At 68.2% G+C, this 17,420-nt stretch carries 20 protein-coding genes and 1 tRNA gene; 4 read left to right on the top strand and 17 right to left on the bottom strand.

Going from position 1 to position 17,420, the window contains the following annotated elements; genetic code table 11:
• Positions 1–137: 137 nt before the first annotated feature.
• The 3 genes from AC07M8_RS07645 to AC07M8_RS07635 all read right to left on the bottom strand — a co-directional run bounded on the left by AC07M8_RS07645 (position 138) and on the right by AC07M8_RS07635 (position 2,074).
• A complete protein-coding gene (locus AC07M8_RS07645) occupies positions 138–791 on the bottom strand; it encodes a hypothetical protein (protein WP_495173744.1) in 654 nt (217 codons plus the stop codon).
• 131 nt (positions 792–922) lie between these two features.
• Positions 923–1,501: a hypothetical protein gene (locus tag AC07M8_RS07640; RefSeq protein WP_495173743.1), complete on the bottom strand. Its 579-nt coding sequence runs from the start codon at positions 1,499–1,501 to the stop codon at positions 923–925.
• 36 nt (positions 1,502–1,537) lie between these two features.
• Entirely contained in the window at positions 1,538–2,074 is a 537-nt protein-coding gene (locus AC07M8_RS07635) for a hypothetical protein (protein WP_495173742.1), read from the bottom strand.
• A gap of 217 nt (positions 2,075–2,291) precedes the next feature.
• Between AC07M8_RS07635 and AC07M8_RS07630 the strand changes: the two genes are divergently transcribed.
• Positions 2,292–3,512: a toxic anion resistance protein gene (locus tag AC07M8_RS07630; protein ID WP_495173741.1), complete on the top strand. Its 1,221-nt coding sequence runs from the start codon at positions 2,292–2,294 to the stop codon at positions 3,510–3,512.
• 16 nt (positions 3,513–3,528) lie between these two features.
• Positions 3,529–4,233 carry a hypothetical protein gene (locus AC07M8_RS07625; protein ID WP_495173740.1) on the top strand — a complete coding sequence of 235 codons (705 nt, stop codon included), beginning with the start codon at positions 3,529–3,531 and terminating at the stop codon, positions 4,231–4,233.
• 9 nt (positions 4,234–4,242) lie between these two features.
• Here AC07M8_RS07625 and AC07M8_RS07620 read toward each other — a convergent pair.
• The 6 genes from AC07M8_RS07620 to AC07M8_RS07595 form a co-directional block, all read right to left on the bottom strand.
• Positions 4,243–4,318 (bottom strand) — tRNA-Val (locus AC07M8_RS07620).
• Between the two features lie 50 nt (positions 4,319–4,368).
• A complete protein-coding gene (locus tag AC07M8_RS07615) occupies positions 4,369–5,295 on the bottom strand; it encodes a hypothetical protein (protein ID WP_495173739.1) in 927 nt (308 codons plus the stop codon).
• A 156-nt stretch (positions 5,296–5,451) separates the two neighbouring features.
• Positions 5,452–6,888: an NAD(P)(+) transhydrogenase (Re/Si-specific) subunit beta gene (locus tag AC07M8_RS07610; protein ID WP_495173792.1), complete on the bottom strand. Its 1,437-nt coding sequence runs from the start codon at positions 6,886–6,888 to the stop codon at positions 5,452–5,454.
• 26 nt (positions 6,889–6,914) lie between these two features.
• Complete coding sequence (locus AC07M8_RS07605) at positions 6,915–7,205, bottom strand: NAD(P) transhydrogenase subunit alpha part 2 (protein WP_267396357.1); 291 nt, start codon at positions 7,203–7,205, stop codon at positions 6,915–6,917.
• Positions 7,206–7,238: 33 nt separating this feature from the next.
• Positions 7,239–8,366, bottom strand: a complete 1,128-nt coding sequence (locus AC07M8_RS07600; protein WP_495173738.1) for an NAD(P) transhydrogenase subunit alpha — start codon at positions 8,364–8,366, stop codon at positions 7,239–7,241.
• Between the two features lie 10 nt (positions 8,367–8,376).
• Positions 8,377–8,499, bottom strand: coding sequence for an aa3-type cytochrome c oxidase subunit IV (locus tag AC07M8_RS07595; RefSeq protein WP_267396355.1), 123 nt, complete (start codon positions 8,497–8,499; stop codon positions 8,377–8,379).
• 132 nt (positions 8,500–8,631) lie between these two features.
• Between AC07M8_RS07595 and AC07M8_RS07590 the strand changes: the two genes are divergently transcribed.
• Both AC07M8_RS07590 and AC07M8_RS07585 read left to right on the top strand, forming a co-directional pair.
• The gene (locus tag AC07M8_RS07590) at positions 8,632–10,047 is read left to right on the top strand and encodes a sigma-54-dependent transcriptional regulator (protein ID WP_495173737.1); all 1,416 of its coding nucleotides are present in this window, start codon (positions 8,632–8,634) and stop codon (positions 10,045–10,047) included.
• Positions 10,048–10,098: 51 nt separating this feature from the next.
• Entirely contained in the window at positions 10,099–10,446 is a 348-nt protein-coding gene (locus tag AC07M8_RS07585) for a PilZ domain-containing protein (protein ID WP_495173736.1), read from the top strand.
• Between the two features lie 21 nt (positions 10,447–10,467).
• Here AC07M8_RS07585 and AC07M8_RS07580 read toward each other — a convergent pair whose 3' ends face one another.
• From AC07M8_RS07580 to glmM, 8 genes are all read right to left on the bottom strand, one after another.
• On the bottom strand, positions 10,468–10,800 hold the full coding sequence (locus AC07M8_RS07580; protein ID WP_495173735.1) for a PilZ domain-containing protein: 333 nt from the start codon (positions 10,798–10,800) through the stop codon (positions 10,468–10,470).
• 131 nt (positions 10,801–10,931) lie between these two features.
• The gene (locus tag AC07M8_RS07575; RefSeq protein WP_495173734.1) at positions 10,932–11,816 is read right to left on the bottom strand and encodes a bestrophin family protein; all 885 of its coding nucleotides are present in this window, start codon (positions 11,814–11,816) and stop codon (positions 10,932–10,934) included.
• An 82-nt stretch (positions 11,817–11,898) separates the two neighbouring features.
• Positions 11,899–12,948 (bottom strand): dihydropteroate synthase, encoded by a 1,050-nt coding sequence (gene folP, locus AC07M8_RS07570; protein WP_267396348.1) that lies wholly within the window; start codon positions 12,946–12,948, stop codon positions 11,899–11,901.
• Between the two features lie 170 nt (positions 12,949–13,118).
• Complete coding sequence (locus AC07M8_RS07565; RefSeq protein ID WP_495173733.1) at positions 13,119–14,264, bottom strand: site-specific DNA-methyltransferase; 1,146 nt, start codon at positions 14,262–14,264, stop codon at positions 13,119–13,121.
• A 176-nt stretch (positions 14,265–14,440) separates the two neighbouring features.
• Entirely contained in the window at positions 14,441–15,070 is a 630-nt protein-coding gene (rnhB, locus tag AC07M8_RS07560; RefSeq protein ID WP_495173732.1) for a ribonuclease HII, read from the bottom strand.
• A 2-nt stretch (positions 15,071–15,072) separates the two neighbouring features.
• Positions 15,073–15,843 carry a bifunctional hydroxymethylpyrimidine kinase/phosphomethylpyrimidine kinase gene (thiD, locus tag AC07M8_RS07555; RefSeq protein WP_495173791.1) on the bottom strand — a complete coding sequence of 257 codons (771 nt, stop codon included), beginning with the start codon at positions 15,841–15,843 and terminating at the stop codon, positions 15,073–15,075.
• The gene (locus AC07M8_RS07550) at positions 15,840–16,064 is read right to left on the bottom strand and encodes a DUF1272 domain-containing protein (protein WP_495173731.1); all 225 of its coding nucleotides are present in this window, start codon (positions 16,062–16,064) and stop codon (positions 15,840–15,842) included. The genes thiD and AC07M8_RS07550 overlap by 4 nt, the downstream gene beginning before the upstream one ends.
• A complete protein-coding gene (gene glmM / locus AC07M8_RS07545; RefSeq protein ID WP_495173730.1) occupies positions 16,064–17,404 on the bottom strand; it encodes a phosphoglucosamine mutase in 1,341 nt (446 codons plus the stop codon). Before glmM ends, AC07M8_RS07550 begins: the two co-directional genes overlap by 1 nt.
• Positions 17,405–17,420 lie beyond the last annotated feature (16 nt).

Below are 17,420 nucleotides of genomic sequence, written 5' to 3'. Positions count from 1 at the left end.
CAAACGACGGGTGGCCATAAGGTTAGCCGGTGCCCCTCCAGATTGCCACCCTGGCCCCGAGACTCATCATGGGGGCGGCAGGTCTGGCCGCCGCACCCCGGGTCGGCCCGACATGGGCGGAAGGGCGTCGAGTGACGTCAGTTCTGCGTCGTCACCGTTGTTGTCGTCTTCACCGCAGCCGGCTTGGCCGTCGTGCGGCGGGCCGTGGTCTTGCGGACGACATGCTTGGTGGTGGTGGCGCGAGCCGCGGTGGTTGCGGCGACCGGCTGCTCGACAGTGGTGGTCGTCGTCGTGCTCGCCGGCTGGGCGGGCGGCGTGGCGCGCAGCGCGGCAGCCTCGGCCTGGGCGCTGGCCGCCTGCGCCTGGGCAGCCGCCGCGCTCTGCTCGGCGTCGGCCGCGCGGGCCTTGGCGGCATCGGCTTCCGCCTGCGCCGAGGCTGTCGCCGCTACCGCATCGCTGCGTACCGCGGCATTATTCTCGGCGCGACGACGCTGCGACTCGCCGAGTGCCTGGTCGGCTAGCTGCGAGGCGCGATTGGCGGTCGCGATCGCGTCGTCCTTGTGGTTTTGCGCCAGATCCTCCTGCGCGGTGCGCAGGGTCGCCTGCGCATCGGCGAGCAACTTGGGCGTCAGCGTCGTGGCATCGACCTTCATCGCCGCCTCCACCTTGGCCTGCGCCTCGGTGACGGCCATGCGGGCGCGATCCTTCTTGCCCTGTGCATCAGCGGGGCCGGTCGCCAGCGCAGCGATCATGCACAGCCCGGCAGCCTGGGCGAACAGTGTGGGACGCATTATCGTATCCTCTCCGTAATGATCGTGCCGAACGCGCTGCCCGGATGGCGGGTTCCGTGGAACCGCGATGCCGTCGTTCGGTCGGGACGCGGATGGTCACCGGCGCCTTCGCTGCAGCCCCGGTCTCCCCGTCACCACACCGTCACCACGCCCAACCAGGCGCCGCCGTGCGCCAATGCCGCCACCGCCGGCGGCGGCGCGAGACCGCGGCGTTGGGCGGCATGGACCACCCCGCTCGCGCGTCCCCAATGGCCCAGGTCGCGGGGCAGCGGCCGCTCGTCGAACGGCGTCGCGCCCACCAGCGCGGCGATCCAGCGCCCGGGAGGCGCCAGCCCAAGGCGGCGATCCCGGATTGGGGCTGCGGGCCAGTGGCCTGCCCCCTCTCCGCGCAACCAGGCCGCCACGCCATCTCCTCTGTCAGCACTGCCGCCAGACGTATTGAGCGGCGCCATGGTCGGCACCATCATCAGCACCGTCACCAACGCCGGATGGACGATCCCCGGGACGAGCCAGCGGGCGAGATGCTCGGCATCCTCAAGCCCGAGTGCGGCCAGTAGGGGGCGATGGGCCTGCGCCGTCGCCAGTGCCTGCTGGCCCAGCGCCGCAAGCGCCTCATCCCGCCGCGCCGCGGCCATGCCCGCGGCGGCCAGCAGGCGCGCCCGACCCTCGACGCCCGCCCGCCACGTCAGCGCATGATAAACGACGGCCATCGGCTCAGGACGTGCCCGTGGCGCCTTGGGTTCCGGTCACATCGTGCAATTGTTCAGCGATCCGTTGATCACCGTTACCACCCCTGTCGCGGCCACTGCCGTGTCATGGAAGGCAGCCGCGGCATTGGCCTCCGCCTTGCTGTTGCTGCTGCCCATCTGCGCCTTGAGGATTGACCAATGTCCCTGCGGATTATTGTCATACGTCACGGTCCAGGGGCTGGGCGGGGCTGTCTGCGGCACTACCAATGCGATCGTGCCCGACCCACCAATCGGAACCGGTACCGCTGCTGCATCCACCTTGATCTCGAGCCAGCACGCCCGGCTGGCGTCGTGCGCGTTGGTGAAGGACAAGGTGCCACCCGAAATACCGAAGCTCTTCGTCGACCAGTCGACCTGTCCGGATACTGGATTGGCCGGCACGCCACGATAGATCAGCTCTGTGCCTTGGCCGACGCGCAAGGGGACCGGACCGGTCGTGCTGCGCGCCGCCTCGGGCGGTGATGATGTGCGTTGCGGGGTGGCGCACCCTGCGAGCAGGGCGGTGGTAGCGATCAGCAGCAGGCGGCGGGCCATTCGGAGCTCCCCTTGTCACGCCGCTCGGCGGCGGCTTGCCCCGGAAGCTAGCCGCCGCCCGCCCCCTGCCCCAGCGCAACTGGCTCCGCTACGGGCTCATGCCGCGCTCGAATGCTCCGTTTCTGATGCTTGTCCGGCGGTGTATTATTTATGGCATACACTTGATTGCCGGTGCCCTTGTCGCCAGTCTGTAGATAACAGGTTGGAGATTGAAGACATGGCCACCACCGCCGCGACCCTGACGCCGGACAAGGGGCTGGTCCTCACGCCTCCCGATCCGGTGCCGACGGTGACCGCCGAGCGCGCCGCCGGGCTGGTGCCGGTCGACGATACCAAGAAGACCCAGCTCGAGGCACGCGTCGATACCTTCGTCGCCGAACTGGTCGCCGAGGACGTCAACTCGCCCGAATTCGGCAAGCGCGTCGATGCGATCACCGCGATGGGCGCGAAGGAGATCCGCGAGGCGGCGGGCCAGTCGAATCGCTTTCTCGATCGCCCGATCCGCGCGATGGACAAGGATACCGGGGTCGGCGCCGATCTCGCCCAGCTCCGCCGCGTCATCGAAGATCTCGATCCCGGCAAGAAGGGCGCGCTGTCTGGCCCCAAGAAGATCTTCGGGATCATCCCGTTCGGCTCGAAGATGCGCGACTATTTCGACAGCTACAAATCGTCGCAGACCCATATCAGCTCGATCCTCAAGAGCCTTGCCAGCGGCAAGGACGAGCTGCTGATGGACAATGCGGCGATCGATACCGAGCGTGCCAATCTGTGGGGCGCGATGGGGCGGCTCGAGCAAATGATCCACCTCAGCCAGACGATGGACGCCAAGCTTGAGGACAAGGCCAACGAGCTCGACGCCACCGATCCCGCCAAGGCCAAGGCGATCCGCGAGACCGCGCTGTTCTACACCCGCCAGCGCACCCAGGATCTGCTGACGCAGATGGCGGTGACGGTGCAGGGCTATCTGGCGCTCGATCTCGTCAAGAAGAACAATGTCGAGCTGGTGAAGGGGGTCGATCGCGCGTCGACCACCACCGTCTCGGCGCTGCGCACCGCGGTGACGGTCGCGCAGGCGCTGACCAACCAGAAACTGGTGCTCGAATCGATCACCCAGCTCAACACCACCACCGCCAACATCATCGATTCCACCGGCAAGCTGCTGCGCTCCAACACCGCGGCGATCCACGAGCAGGCGGCCGCCTCGACGATCCCGCTGGAGACGCTGCAGCGCGCGTTCCAAAACATTTACGACACGATGGATGCGATCGACACCTTCAAGCTCAAGGCGCTCGATTCGATGAAGATCACCGTCACCGCGCTCGGCAGCGAGGTGGAGAAGTCCAAGGGCTATATCGCCCGTGCCGAGGGCGCTGCGCAGGGCGCGCTCAAGGGCCCGTCCGGCGGCCTGGGCGACCAGTATAAGCTCGAATCGTTGTGAGCCCGAAAGTTGACGCATGACTGAAGTCGACGACCAGATCGAACGCGCCCGCGCGATGATGGCGCGGATCTCCGATGGCTATGCCGACGCGCCGCAGCGTCACCGCGCCACCCAGGCGATCGCCCAGCGGCTGGCGCGGATCGCGATCGCCGATGCCGCGATCCTGCTCGGCGCCTTCATCCTCGGGCTGGTGATCCCGCTCGGCATCCTCGGCGCGCTCGCGGTGATGGCGCTGCTGGTTGCCGCGACCGTGCTGTTCGCGATCTGGCCCGCCGAGGGCCGCGCGCCGCCGCCCGAGAAATTGCGCACCGTCGATCTCAAGGCGCTGCCGGCGCAGACCGAGCGCTGGCTCGGCACTCAGCGCCCGGCGCTGCCCGCGCCGGCGCGCACGCTGGTGGATCAGATCGGCGTCCGGCTCGAGACCCTGTCGCCCCAGCTTGGCCGCATCGAGGGCAATGACGAGACCGCCCACGAGGTCCGCCGCCTGATCGGCGAGCAGCTCCCCGCCTTTGTCGGTGATTATGCCAAGGTGCCGCCGTCGCTGCGCACCGTCGAGCGCAACGGCAAGACCCCCGATCGCGAGCTGGTCGACGGGCTGCGCCTGATCGAACAGGAGATCGCCGACATGACCGCGCGGCTCGCGCAAGGCGACCTCGACCAGCTCCAGACCCGCGGCCGGTTTCTCGAGATGAAGTATCGCGACGACGAGAAGGCGAGCTGAGCGGCCGCGTGGTGGGCGATGACGGGCTCGAACCGCCGACATTCTCGGTGTAAACGAGACGCTCTACCAACTGAGCTAATCGCCCCCTCTCGGGATAACCCCGCCCTGCCAAACCGCGGGCGATCCCGCAAGCCCCTAGGCGGCGACCATCTCGCCCAGCCTCGCCGCGACCATATAGCCGCGCATCGCTTCGCTCGCCTGGGCGGACAACGCCATGAAGGCGCGGCGGCGATCCTGCGGGTCGGGCTGGCGGAGGAACAGGCCCATGTCGCTCATCTTGGTGATCCAGCGCAGCGCCGTGGTCGGCGCCACCGCGGCGGCGATGCACAGGCTGGAGACGGAGACGCGCACGCCTTCGAGCTCGGCGGCGAACAGGTCGAGGAGCATGTCCCAGGCCGGATCCTCGAACAGGCCGGCGGCGAAGAACTGGTCGCGGATGCGCCGCGCGCGGATCGCCCGGCGCACGTCCTGCGGCTCGAGCGACGGCAGCTTGCCCGGTCCGGCGTCATAGCTGCGCCGCCGGTCCTCGATCTCGCTGCCCGCAACAGGCGCGTCGCTCCGCGTCAGCCGCGCCAGGATCTCGGCGATCCGCGCCACTTCCTGGTTGAGCCGCTGCAACCGGATCGATTCGGTCTCGCGCCAGCTGTCGTGAAGCGCGACGCTGCCGCTCGCCTGGGCGGCCAGCGCGAGCGCCGCGACGCGATCGCCGAGCCCGGGCGCGCACAGCAATTGCACCCGCCCGCCGAGCAGGTGGCGGGTGACCAGGTCGATCTGCGGCTCGGCCAGCGTCACCACCATCTGCAGGTCGAGCGCGCTGGCATAGCCGTCGAGCCGCGGCAGCGCGGCCTCGAGCACCCGATCCTCCACCCCCGCCGTCTCCAGCACCAGCAGCGGCCGGGCCGCCTGTGCATCGAGGCTCGCCGGCAGATCGGCCCAGTCGACCCGCTCGAGCAGCCGTGCGCCGGCGAGGTCGATCGCCTGCGCCGCCGCCGCGGCCCCCTGCGCCCCGGCGATCAGCAGCGCCGCATGGCCCGCCTCCTGATATGTCGCGCCCTCGTTCATCGCCGGCTCCCCACGCAATCGCCGTTTCCTGTCCAGAATAGACCTGACACAGAAGTGGTGGCGATCATTCACCTCCAATTCCGTGGAATCATGGATGTCGGACAGTAGCAGATCGCCGCGATTGCCTCCATTGTGGAGACAACATGATGTTTCCGGTCAATCCAGCGCCTTGACGATATCCTCGACCATCTTCTTGGCATCCGCCAACAGCATCATCGTGTTGTCGCGATAGAAGATGTCGTTATCCACCCCGGCGTATCCCACCCCGCCCATCGATCGCTTGATGAACAGCACGGTCTTTGCCTTGTCGACGTCGAGCACCGGCATGCCGTAGATCGGGGATGATCTGTCGGTCTTCGCCGCCGGATTGGTGACGTCGTTGGCGCCGATAACAAAGGCGACGTCGATCTGGCCGAATTCGCCGTTGATGTCCTCGAGCTCGAACACTTCGTCATACGGCACGTTGGCCTCCGCGAGCAGCACGTTCATGTGCCCGGGCATGCGGCCGGCGACCGGATGGATGGCATATTTGACGCGGACGCCCTCGGCCTTGAGCTTGTCGGCCATGTCGCGCAGCGCATGCTGGGCCTGCGCGACCGCCATGCCATAGCCCGGCACGATGATCACCTGCTCGGCCTGGCTCATCAGGAACGCGGCATCCTCGGCCGACCCGCGCTTCCACGGCCGGTCGCTCGCCGCCGCCGCGCCGGTGCCGCCGTCGCTCGCCGCGCCGAACCCGCCGGCGATGACGCTGATGAAGCTGCGGTTCATCGCCCGGCACATGATGTAGCTGAGGATCGCGCCCGACGAGCCGACCAGCGCGCCGGTGATGATCATCGCGCTGTTGTGGAGCGTGAACCCCATCGCCGCCGCGGCCCAGCCCGAGTAGGAATTGAGCATGCTGACCACCACCGGCATGTCGGCGCCGCCGATCGGGATGATCAGCAGGAAGCCGATGGCAAAGCTCAGCCCGGTGATCGTCCAGAACACCCAGGGCGCCTGGTCCCGGGTGAAATAGGCGATCAGGCCGAGGATCGTCGCGAGCAGCGCGAGGTTGATGACGTGGCGCCCCGGCAGCATGATCGGCTTGCCGCCCATCGTGCCGTTGAGCTTGAGGAAGGCGATGACGCTGCCCGAGAAGGTGATCGCGCCGATCGCGACGCCGAGCCCCATCTCGATCCGGCTGACCGGATGGATCACCGCGAACGGCCGGCCGAGCATCGGCACCACCAGATCGGCGATGCCGAACGCGCTCGGGTTGAGATAGGCCGCGGCGGCCACCAGCACTGCCGCGAGCCCGACCAGGCTGTGGAACGCCGCGACCAGTTGCGGCATCGCCGTCATCGCGATCCGCCGCGCCGTCACCAGCCCGATCGCGGCGCCCAAGGCAATCGCCGCCAGTATCTCGCCGATGCCGACGTTGAGGTGCGTCACCAGTGTGGTGATCACCGCCAGCCCCATGCCGATCATGCCGAGCCGGTTGCCGCGCTGACTGGACACCGGGCTCGACAGGCCGCGCAAGGCGAGGATGAAGCACACGCCGGCGACGAGATAGGCGAGGGCGACCCAGGGATTGGCCGCCACGTCGCGCATCGCCGCCCCGGTTTGGAGATGCCCCATCATGGTGCCGGCCGCTCCTTCTTCTTGTACATCGCCAGCATCCGCGCCGTGACGGCGAAGCCGCCGAAGATGTTGATGCTCGCCAGCACCACCGCGCCGAGCCCCAGCCATTTGGCGACGGAGGAGCCCGCGGCGCTGCCGGCGATCAGCGCCCCGACGATGATCACGCTGGAAATGGCGTTGGTCACCGCCATGAGCGGCGTGTGCAACGCCGGGGTGACCGACCAGACCACGTAATAGCCGATGAAACAGGCCAGCACGAAGATCGACAGAATGGCGACAAAGTCCATGGCCTGCTCCTTAGCCCGCTGCCGCCGGGCGGTTCATGCCAGCAGCCTTGCGCTGACGACCTGGCCGCCGCGGGTCAGCCGGATCGCCTCGCCGATCTCGTCTCCCTCCGGCAGCACCGGCCGGCTCGCGTCCTTGTCCCAGAAGGCGGCGAGGAAATTGTAGAGGTTGCGCGCGAACAGCGCCGAGGCATCGGTCGCGACCCGCGAGGGCATGTTGCGATGGCCGACGATCGTGACGCCGTGGCGCACGACGGTCTCGCCCGCCACCGCCCCCTCGACGTTGCCGCCCTGCTCCACCGCCAGATCGACGATCACGCTGCCGGGCTTCATGCTCGCGACCTGCGCCTCGCTGACGAGCCGCGGCGCCGCCCGGCCCGGGATCAGCGCGGTGGTGATCACGATGTCCTGCTTGGCGAGATGGCCGGAGACGAGCTCGGCCTGTGCGGCCTGATACGCGGGGCTCATCTCGCCCGCATAGCCGCCGGCGCCCTCGCCCTCGATTCCCGCGACATCCTCGACGAAGATCGGCTTGGCCCCGAGGCTGATGATCTGTTCGCGGGTCGCGGCGCGCACGTCGGTGGCGGATACCTGCGCCCCCAGCCGCCGCGCGGTGGCGATCGCCTGCAGCCCGGCGACGCCCACGCCCATCACGAACACCCGCGCTGCAGAGATCGTCCCTGCCGCCGTCATCATCATCGGGAAAGCGCGGCCATAGACCGCGGCGGCGTCCAGCACCGCCTTGTAGCCGGCGAGATTGGATTGCGAGGACAGGATATCCATCGATTGCGCGCGGGTGATGCGCGGCATGAACTCCATCGCCAATGCCTCGTAGCCGGCCGCCGCATAGCCGTCGATGCGCGCACGCTCGGCAAAGGGGTTGAGCGCGGCGACGATCCAGGCGCCCGGCGCCGCACCGGCGAGGCTGTCGGCCGCCGGCCCCTGCACGGCGAGCACGATCTCGGCACCGGCCAGCGTCGCGGCTCGATCACCCACCCGCGCACCTGCCTGTCGATACCCGTCGTCGGGATAGGCGGCCGCCGCCCCCGCGCCCGCCTCCACCGCGACGTCGGCGCCGAGCGCCACCAGCTTGCGCACCGTTTCCGGCGTCGCCGCCACGCGCTTCTCGCCATCGGCAGTCTCGCGAACGATGGCGATCGTCATCGCCACAGGGTCAGGCGATCAACCAGATAACGAAGCCGGCGATCACCGCACAGGCCACCGCGCCCCACTTCAGCAGCCCGATGACGCTGCCATAGGTCGCCTCATGCGCCTCCAAACCACTGTTGTCGGCCATCTGCGTGCCTCTCCTGCCCGTGATTGTCACCGATACCTATCCTGCACCGGGGGCCGCTTCAAGCGCCGGCGCTTAAGAGCGCCTTTACCCCCTTCCGCTAGCAAGGTGACCCGAACCGGCACAGGATGAACCATGACGCGCAACGGCCAGCGCTTGCTTTTGCTGATTGACGAAGAACCGGCCCAGCGGCGGCTGGTCTCGGCGCTGGCCGCGCGTGCGGGCTGGCGATCGATCTTTGCCGCCGATGGCGAGATGGCGCTTGCCCAGCTCGGCACCCAGGACGGGATGCAGCTCGATGCGATCCTGCTCGACCATTGGTCGCTGGATGCCGATGCCGCCAAGCTGATCGCCGAGTTGCGCGAACGCCGCCCGGCGCTGCCGATCCTGATGCTCACCGCCAATGGCTCGGTGGCGCATGCGGTGGCCGCGATGCGCGCCGGCGCCACCGATTTCCTGGTCAAGCCGCTCGCGCCCGAGCGCCTGCTGGCGGCGCTCGAGACCGCGGTCGGCGGTACCAGCAGCGGCGAGCTGCGCCCGCTGACCGAGAAGATCCCGGCGCTGCTCGCGTTCGACGAGATTGTCGGCTCCTCGCCCGATTTCCGCACGGCGCTGGCGATTGCCGCCAAGGCGGCGCGGGCGCGGGTGCCGGTGCTCGTCGAGGGCGAAAGCGGGGTCGGCAAGGAAGTGATCGCCGAGGCGATCCATGCCGCCTCCCCCCGCGCCAAAAAGCCCATGATCACCGTCAATTGCGGGGCGATCCCGGACAATCTGGTCGAATCCGAGCTGTTCGGGCACGAGAAGGGCGCCTTCACCGGCGCGTTCGAGCGCAAGATCGGCAAGTTCGCCGATGCCGATGGCGGCACCATCCTGCTCGACGAGATCGGCGAGATGCCGATGGACACCCAGGTCAAGCTGTTGCGGGTGCTGCAGACCGGCGAGGTCCAGGCGATCGGCGCCCGCCACCCGCGCGAGGTGGACGTCCGCGTCATCGCCGCGACCAACAAGAAGCTGCTCGACGAGGTCGAGGCCGGCCGCTTCCGCGAGGATCTCTATTACCGGCTCAACCCGGTCCAGGTGACGATCCCGCCGCTGCGCGAGCGTACCGGCGACATTCCCGCGCTTACCCGCCACCTGCTGGCGCGGATCGCCCAGCAGCCGGGGCTGCGCCCGCTCGGCATCACCGACGATGCCCTGGCGCTGCTCGTCGAATATGATTGGCCGGGCAACGTCCGCCAGCTCCAGAACGCGCTCTTCCGCGCCGCCGTGCTGTGCGAGGGCTCGGCGCTGACCCGTGCCGACTTCCCGCAGATCGCCGCGCTCGGCCACCGCCGTGGCGGCAGCGCGGCAGCGGCGTCGGGCGGCGGGGTGACGCTGTTTCGCCCCGACGGCAATCTGCGTCCGCTCGAGGATATCGAGGCGGACGTGATCCGCCTCGCAATTGGCCATTATCGCGGGCGGATGACCGAGGTTGCGCGCCGGCTGGGGATCGGCCGATCGACCCTGTATCGCAAGCTTGGCGAGCTCGGCATCGACAATGCCGCGGCCTGACGGCCACGCCTTGGTAAGCAGTTGTTAACCGGATCAGCGCATCGCAGCCTCATGACCGACCTCGACCCTTCCCAGCGCGAACCTCGTAGCAGCGTCATCATCCGCGCCGGTCTCGAGCTGCCCGGCGGCACGGTGGAACGACGGGTACGCAACCTCTCGCGCCTCGGCGCCTGCATCGATCAGGAAGGCGAGCTCGTCACCGGTACCACCATCACCCTGGCGCTCGGCAGCATCCGCGAGCTCAAGGCCGAGGTGATGTGGACCAAGCCGCAGCTGGCGGGCCTGCGCTTCCACCAGCCGGTCAACCTCGATGACGCGCGCAAGCCGCGCAGCGCTGGCACCGTCACCAAGGCGGGTTGGATGGCGAACATGGACAATGCCTACCGCCGCTTGGGCTAGGCGTCAGCGTCGGGGCCGGGGCTAGGCCCGCAGCCGCATCCCGGGTTCGGGCAGCGGCGCGTCATTGCCGCCGATCACCCGCGCCACCTCGGCCTCGCCCAGCGGCAGCGTGAAGGCGATGCCGAACCGCGAACCGCTCGACCACATCACCGTTGCCAGCCGCAACACGCCGAGGCAGTCGAGCCGCACCCGCACGCCGGGCAGCGGCGGCGACGCGTGGTGCACCAGCGCGCCGCTTGCCGATAGGTTGAGCAGATGGACCCGGATCGCGCCATGCCCGGCATCCATCACCGTGGGCATGAACAGCTTGAAGCGCGTGTGCTGGCGCGGATGAGTGCTGTCGCCGTAATCCATGGCGGCCAATCCCCTTACCGGTGGAAGACTATCACCGCGGCTTGTTCCCGTCCTGTACAAACAACCCTAATGGGGCGGTAAGCACGAATAACATCCCGTTCTTGGGGGATAATTTAATCCACATTAGCTAATCACCACAGCACGCCGTGGACCGGCTTGATCGACTCGGGCGCGGCGTCGCCGATCGCCTGGAGCAGGTCGATCTCGATCGTCCGGCACATCGCGGTCAGCGGCACGTCGTGAACGGTGTCGGCGAAGGGATCGACCAGATCGTCGCCGATCTGGAGCACCGACAGGAACATCAGCCCCGCCACCGTCGAGCCCAGCGGGGTCGCGAAGCCCAGCGTCTCGACCAGCCCGATCGGCAGCAGCACGCAGAAGATGTGGGTGAAGAAGGTCGGGAAGAAGCGATATTGATTGGGCAGCGGCGTGTTCTTGATCCGCTCCATCCCGCCCTGGGCATTGGCGATGTCGACCAGCACGCTTTCGATATGGGTCTGCTGGATGGTATCGATCCAGCCCATCCGCATCGCGTCGTCGAACCGCCGGCCGGTGCCGTCGAGCAATCCGTTGGCGATATTGGTGCGCGCCAGTGCCGGTTCCGCCTCGCCCCGCGAGAGCCGGCTTAACACCTGCTCGCCGACGGGCTGGCGGCGCAGCTGGCAGCGCAGCGCGTTCACATAGGCGATCTGGCGCAGCACGATCGACCGTTTGAGATCATGCGCATCGGGATCGGGCAGGAAATTGCGGGTGGCCCGCGCCAGGCTGCGCGAGGCGTTGATCATCGCGCCCCACAACACCCGGCCCTCCCACCAGCGCTCATACGCCGAATTGTCGCGGAAGCCGAGGAACAGCGCCAGCGCCGAGCCGAACAGCGTGAGCGGCAGTGACGGTGCCTTGAAGGGCAGGAAATAATAAGTGACGGTGACGATCACGTCCCACACGAACAGGATGGCGAGCGGCCGCCACACTTCGGAAACGATCTGCCGCAGGCGCGGGGTGGCATCAACGATCATAGGCTCTTCTCTGCTGACGGAGGCAGCGATCTAACGCATCAACCCCCTGAAGGTGCGTGGCAAAGTGTTGCCCGCCGCACGATCAGCCGCCGGCGAGCGCGCGATCGCGCAAGCCCCGCCACACCCTGATCGCCTGCACCGTCTCGGCCACGTCGTGGACGCGGATCAGCTGGACGCCAGCCTCCGCCCCCTTGATCGCCAGCGCGACGCTGCCGCCCAGCCGCTGGTCGACCGGCGCCTCGTTGCCGAGCGCCCCGATCAGCCGCTTGCGGCTGACGCCAAGCATGATCGGGCAGCCAAGGCCGTGGAACAGCGCCAGGCCGTTGATCAGCGCGAGATTGTCGGCGAGGCTCTTGCCGAAGCCGATGCCGGGATCGACGATGATCTTGGCCCGATCCACCCCGCCCGCGACCACCGCCGCGATCCGCGCCTCGAGCCAGTCGAACACCTCGGTGACGACATTGCGATAGCTGATCCTGCCGTGGCCGCCGTCCTTGGGATCGGGCGAGTGCATCAGCACCACCGGGCAGCCGGCGCGCGCGACCACGGCCAAGGCGCGATCGTCCCACAGCAGCGCCGCGACATCGTTGACGAGTCCTGCCCCCGCCTGCAGCGCCGCCTCCATCACCGCGGCCTTGCGGGTGTCGATCGATACTGGCGTACCGCTGCGGGCGAGCCGCTCGACGACCGGTACCACCCGCGCGATCTCGTCTCCCTCCCACACCGCCGGCGCACCGGGACGGGTCGACTCGCCGCCGAGGTCGATCAGCGCCGCCCCCGCGGCGGTCATATCGACACCGGCCGCAGCCGCCGCGGCGGGGTCATCGAGGTGTCGGCCACCATCGGAGAAACTGTCGGGCGTGATGTTGAGGATGCCGGCGACCAGCGGCTGGTCGAGGCGCAGCGTGCGTTCGCCGAGCTGCAGCGGCGGCCGGGGGGCGGTGATCGCGGCGTGGAGCGCCGCGCCGCGATCGCCCAGCGTGCCGATGTCGGCGATCGACACGGTGCGGCGGCCGCTGCCCTCGATCACCTCATAAGCAGCGAACCATTGCATGCCGCCGGCGAGGCGCGCCACCGCGCCGTCGGCCTGGGTCACCGGAGTGTCGACGAACTGGACCGGGCGGAGGTGCATGATGAGGTGTCTTTCGCTGGCGAGCCGGCCATCGCTCCTACGGCGGTGGCGGGACGTTGCCTATGGCGAAGCTAGACCGATCGCCGCCTCGTCATACCGCCTGGGTTCCGGCGTCGCCCTGTCGCAAGCGCAGGAGCATATCGGCACCCTGCCTGCGCGACCGATGAAGTTTAGGGCTGCGTCGCCAGCAGATAGGTCTGCCGCAATGCATCGATCGGCCTGAGACCGTCGACCGCCTCATAATGCCAGAAGCTCCAGCCATTGCAGGCGGGCGCGTTCTGCAGCGTCGAGCCGAGCTTGTGGATCGAACCGGTCGCCCCGCACGTGCTGGCGAGGCTACCATCGGCGCGCACCGACGCCTGGAAGCGGCGCTTGCTGTCGGTCAGCACCATCCCGGGCTGAAGATAGCCATTCTCCACCAATACCCCGAACGCGACCTTGGGCTGCGAGCGCGGGCTCTGCATCGTCGCCAGCGCCGATTCGTCCAGCGGCAGCGCCGCGGCGATACGCTCGTTGGCGGCATCGATATAACCGTCCTCGCGCTCAATGCCGATCCAGCGCCGGCCTAGCCGCTTGGCGACCGCGCCGGTGGTGCCGGTGCCGAAGAAGGGATCGAGCACCACGTCGCCGGGCTTGGTGCAGGCGAGCATTACCCGGTAGAGGAGGGCCTCGGGCTTCTGGGTCGGATGGACCTTCTGCCCGTCCTTCTTGAGCCGCTCCTGGCCGCCGCAGATCGGGAACTCCCAATCCGAGCGCATCTGCAGCTCGTCGTTGAGGGTCTTCATGCTGCGATAGTTGAAGGTGTACTTCGCCTTCTCGCCCTTCGATGCCCAGATCAGCGTCTCGTGCGCGTTGGTGAAGCGGGTACCGCGGAAGTTCGGCATCGGATTGGCTTTCCGCCAGACGATGTCGTTGAGGATCCAGAAGCCAAGATCCTGCACCGCGGTGCCGACGCGGAAAATGTTGTGGTAGCTGCCGATCACCCAGATCGCGCCATCGTCCTTGAGGATGCGGTGCGCCTCGTTAAGCCAGGCGCGGGTGAATCGGTCGTAGGCAGCGAAGGTGTCGAACTTGTCCCACTCGTCGGTCACGGCATCGACATGGCTGCCGTCGGGGCGGAACAGCTCGCCGCCGAGCTGGAGGTTGTAGGGCGGATCGGCGAAGATCATGTCGACCGACTTGGCCGGCAGTGCCTTCATCGTCGCGATGCAATCGCCGCGCAGGATCTGGTCGAGCGGCAACACGGCGGGCGTTGATGCCACCGCCGGCTTCCGCGTCGCGACCCGCGGCTGCCTGACCTTGTCGATAACCGCCATGAAATCCCCTTTGCCTGCGGCTATTCGCCCGATGCGGTGGACTCTCGTCAAGCGGCAAATATTAACGATGAAGCTGACGATGCCGTTAACGTCGCGCGGACGGTCCGCCGCTGACCAGATGTTGAGTCAAGCAATGGCCAGCGATCCCTACAGCTAGGGTGTGTGACGCAAAAGACTCACAGCGGCAGAACCGGCGCGAGGATCGGCTGCACCGCTTGCGCGACCGGCGAGAAGCTGCGCCGGTGCAGCGGCGTCGGCCCATGCTCGCGCAACGCGCGCAAATGCGCTGGGCAGCCATAGCCTTTGTTCGAATGCCAGCCGTAATGCGGATGCGCGTCGGCATGGGCGAGCATGATCGTGTCGCGGGTATGCTTGGCGACGATCGACGCCGCCGCGATCGAGGCGCTCTTGGCATCGCCGCCCACCAAGGCCGTCGCCTGGTACGACCAGCGCGGCAGGCGATTGCCGTCGACCAGCACATGGCCGGGGTGACGACCGAGTGCGGCGCACAATTGATCCACCGCCAGCGTCATTGCCTTCATCGTCGCCCAATAGATGTTGAGCCGGTCGATCTCTTCCGATTCGACGATGCCGATGCCGACCAGCGCGCGGGTCTTGAGCAACCCGCATAGCCGCTCGCGCTCGGCGGCGGCGAGCTTCTTGGAATCGTCGAGGCCGCGCGGGATTCCCTTGGCCGGCAGGATCACCGCCGCGGCCACCACCGGCCCCGCAAGCGGGCCACGCCCGGCCTCGTCGACGCCCGCCACCGGCGGCAGGCAGAGCTTCTCGTGCTTCAGTCCGGGCATCGTCAGCCTTCAATCTCGTCGAATGGGGAGAGGCCCAGGCCATGTCCCATCGGGCCATGGCCCTGCCCCAACCCCGGCGCGTGGATCAAGGCGATCCGGACGAAGCGGATGGCGCGTGCGACGGCTTCCTCGATGTCCATCCGCTGCGCTAGCCCGGTGGCGATCCCGCTCGCCAGCGTGCAACCGGTGCCGTGCGACCCCCGGGTGTCGATCCGCCTGGCTTCCCACCGCGCGACCGGACCGGTCGGCGACAGCAATTCGTCGACGATCCAGTCGCCCTCGCCATGGCCGCCCTTGGCGAGCAGGTGGCAGCCGTGCGCGAGCACCGCGTCGCGCCCGCCCAGGGCGGCAAGCTCGGGAATATTGGGGGTGACAAGCGAGGCGAGGTGCATGAGCCGCGCAAACGCCTTGACCGCCGCGGTATCGGCGAGCACCGCGCCGCTGGTTGCGATCATCACCGGATCGAACACGATCGGCACCTCGAGCGTCTCGAGCCTGTCGGCGACCGCCGTGGCGATCGCCGCCGAGCCGATCATCCCGATCTTTACCGCATCTACCCCGAGGTCCGACACCACCGAATCGATCTGTGCCACCACCATCTCGACCGGCACGGGGTGAACCGCCTGGACGCCGAGGCTGTTCTGCGCAGTGATCGCGGTCACGGCGGTCATCGCGTGCGCGCCCAGCATCGTCACCGTCTTGATGTCCGCCTGGATCCCGGCGCCGCCACCCGAATCGGAGCCGGCGATGATCAGGACGCGCGGGATCATCAGCTCTGGAATACCCGCGTCGTCGAGCCCGGGTGGCGCTTCAGCGCAGCGCCGACGCGGGTCGGCCGGTCCATCAGCTCGCCACCACAGCCGGGGCAGCGCTCGTCGAGCGCGTCGGCGCATTCGCTGCAGTAGGTGCATTCCATCGAGCAGATGAACGCGCCGGGTTGATCGGCGGGCAGATCGGTGCCGCAGCGCTGGCAGTCGGGGCGCATGTCCAGCATCAGGCGGCCGCCGCGCGCACGGCGTCGCAGATGCGATCGACGATCTGCTCGACTTGGCCAGCATCGTCGCCCTCGGCCATTACCCGGATCACCGGCTCGGTGCCCGAAGGGCGGATCACCAGCCGCCCGGTGCCGGCGAGATCGGCCTCGGCCTGCGCGATCACCGTCTTCACCGCCTCGGTTTCGAGCGGCTTGCCGCCGCCGAAGCGGACGTTCTTGAGCAATTGCGGCAGCGGCTCGAACCGGCGCAGCACCTCGCTTGCCGGCGCGCCGGCGCGCTTGACCTCGGCAAGCACCTGCAGCGCCGCGACCAGCCCGTCGCCGGTGGTGCCGTAATCGGCGAGGATGATGTGACCGGACTGTTCGCCGCCGACGTTATAACCCGAGCTGCGCATCTTCTCGAGCACGTAGCGATCGCCGACTGCGGTGCGGACGAGGCCCAGCCCCTGCGCCTTGAGGTGACGTTCGAGGCCGAGGTTGGACATCACCGTTGCCACCAGCCCGCCGCCTGCCAGCCGCCCAGCACGCGCCCAGCTCGCCGCGATCGTCGCCATCAGCTGGTCGCCGTCGATCACGGTGCCGGTCTCGTCGACGACGATCAGGCGATCGGCATCGCCGTCGAGCGCAATGCCGATATCGGCGCCAGCGGCGATCACCGTCTCGCCGAGCGCCTGGGGTGCGGTGGAGCCGACGCCGTCGTTGATGTTGATGCCGTCCGGGGTGATGCCGATCGCGATCACATCCGCGCCGAGCTCCCACAGTGCCGCGGGCGCGACCTTATAGGCGGCGCCGTGGGCGCAATCGATCACCACGCGCAGGCCGTCGAGGCGTAGGTTTTCCGGGAAGGTCGATTTGGCGAAGTGGATGTAACGCCCCTGCGCATCGTCGATCCGCCGCGCGCGGCCGATCTGCGCCGAGGGCACCAGCGGCACCTCGCTGTCGATCAGTTGCTCGATTGTCGTCTCCGCCTCGTCGGAGAGCTTATAGCCGTCGGGGCCGAACAGCTTGATGCCGTTGTCGGCATAAGGATTGTGGCTCGCCGAAATCATCACGCCGATGTCGGCGCGCATCGACTGGGTGAGCATCGCCACCGCCGGAGTCGGCATCGGCCCGACCATGATCACGTCCATGCCGACGCTGGTGAAGCCGGCGACCAGCGCCGATTCGAGCATATAGCCCGACAAGCGCGTGTCCTTGCCGATCAGCACGCGATGCTTGTGGTCGCCGCGCTGGAAATAGGCGCCGGCGGCCATGCCCACCTTCATCGCCATTGCCGCGGTCATCGCGCCCTGGTTGGTGGCGCCCCTGATTCCATCGGTCCCGAAATATTTCCTTGCCATGAAATGCGATCCGCTC

The organism is Sphingomonas sp. GW821-FHT09E03 (assembly GCF_059416225.1).
Note: the sequence above shows the minus strand (reverse complement) of the source record. Positions and strands in the feature narration are given on the sequence as shown.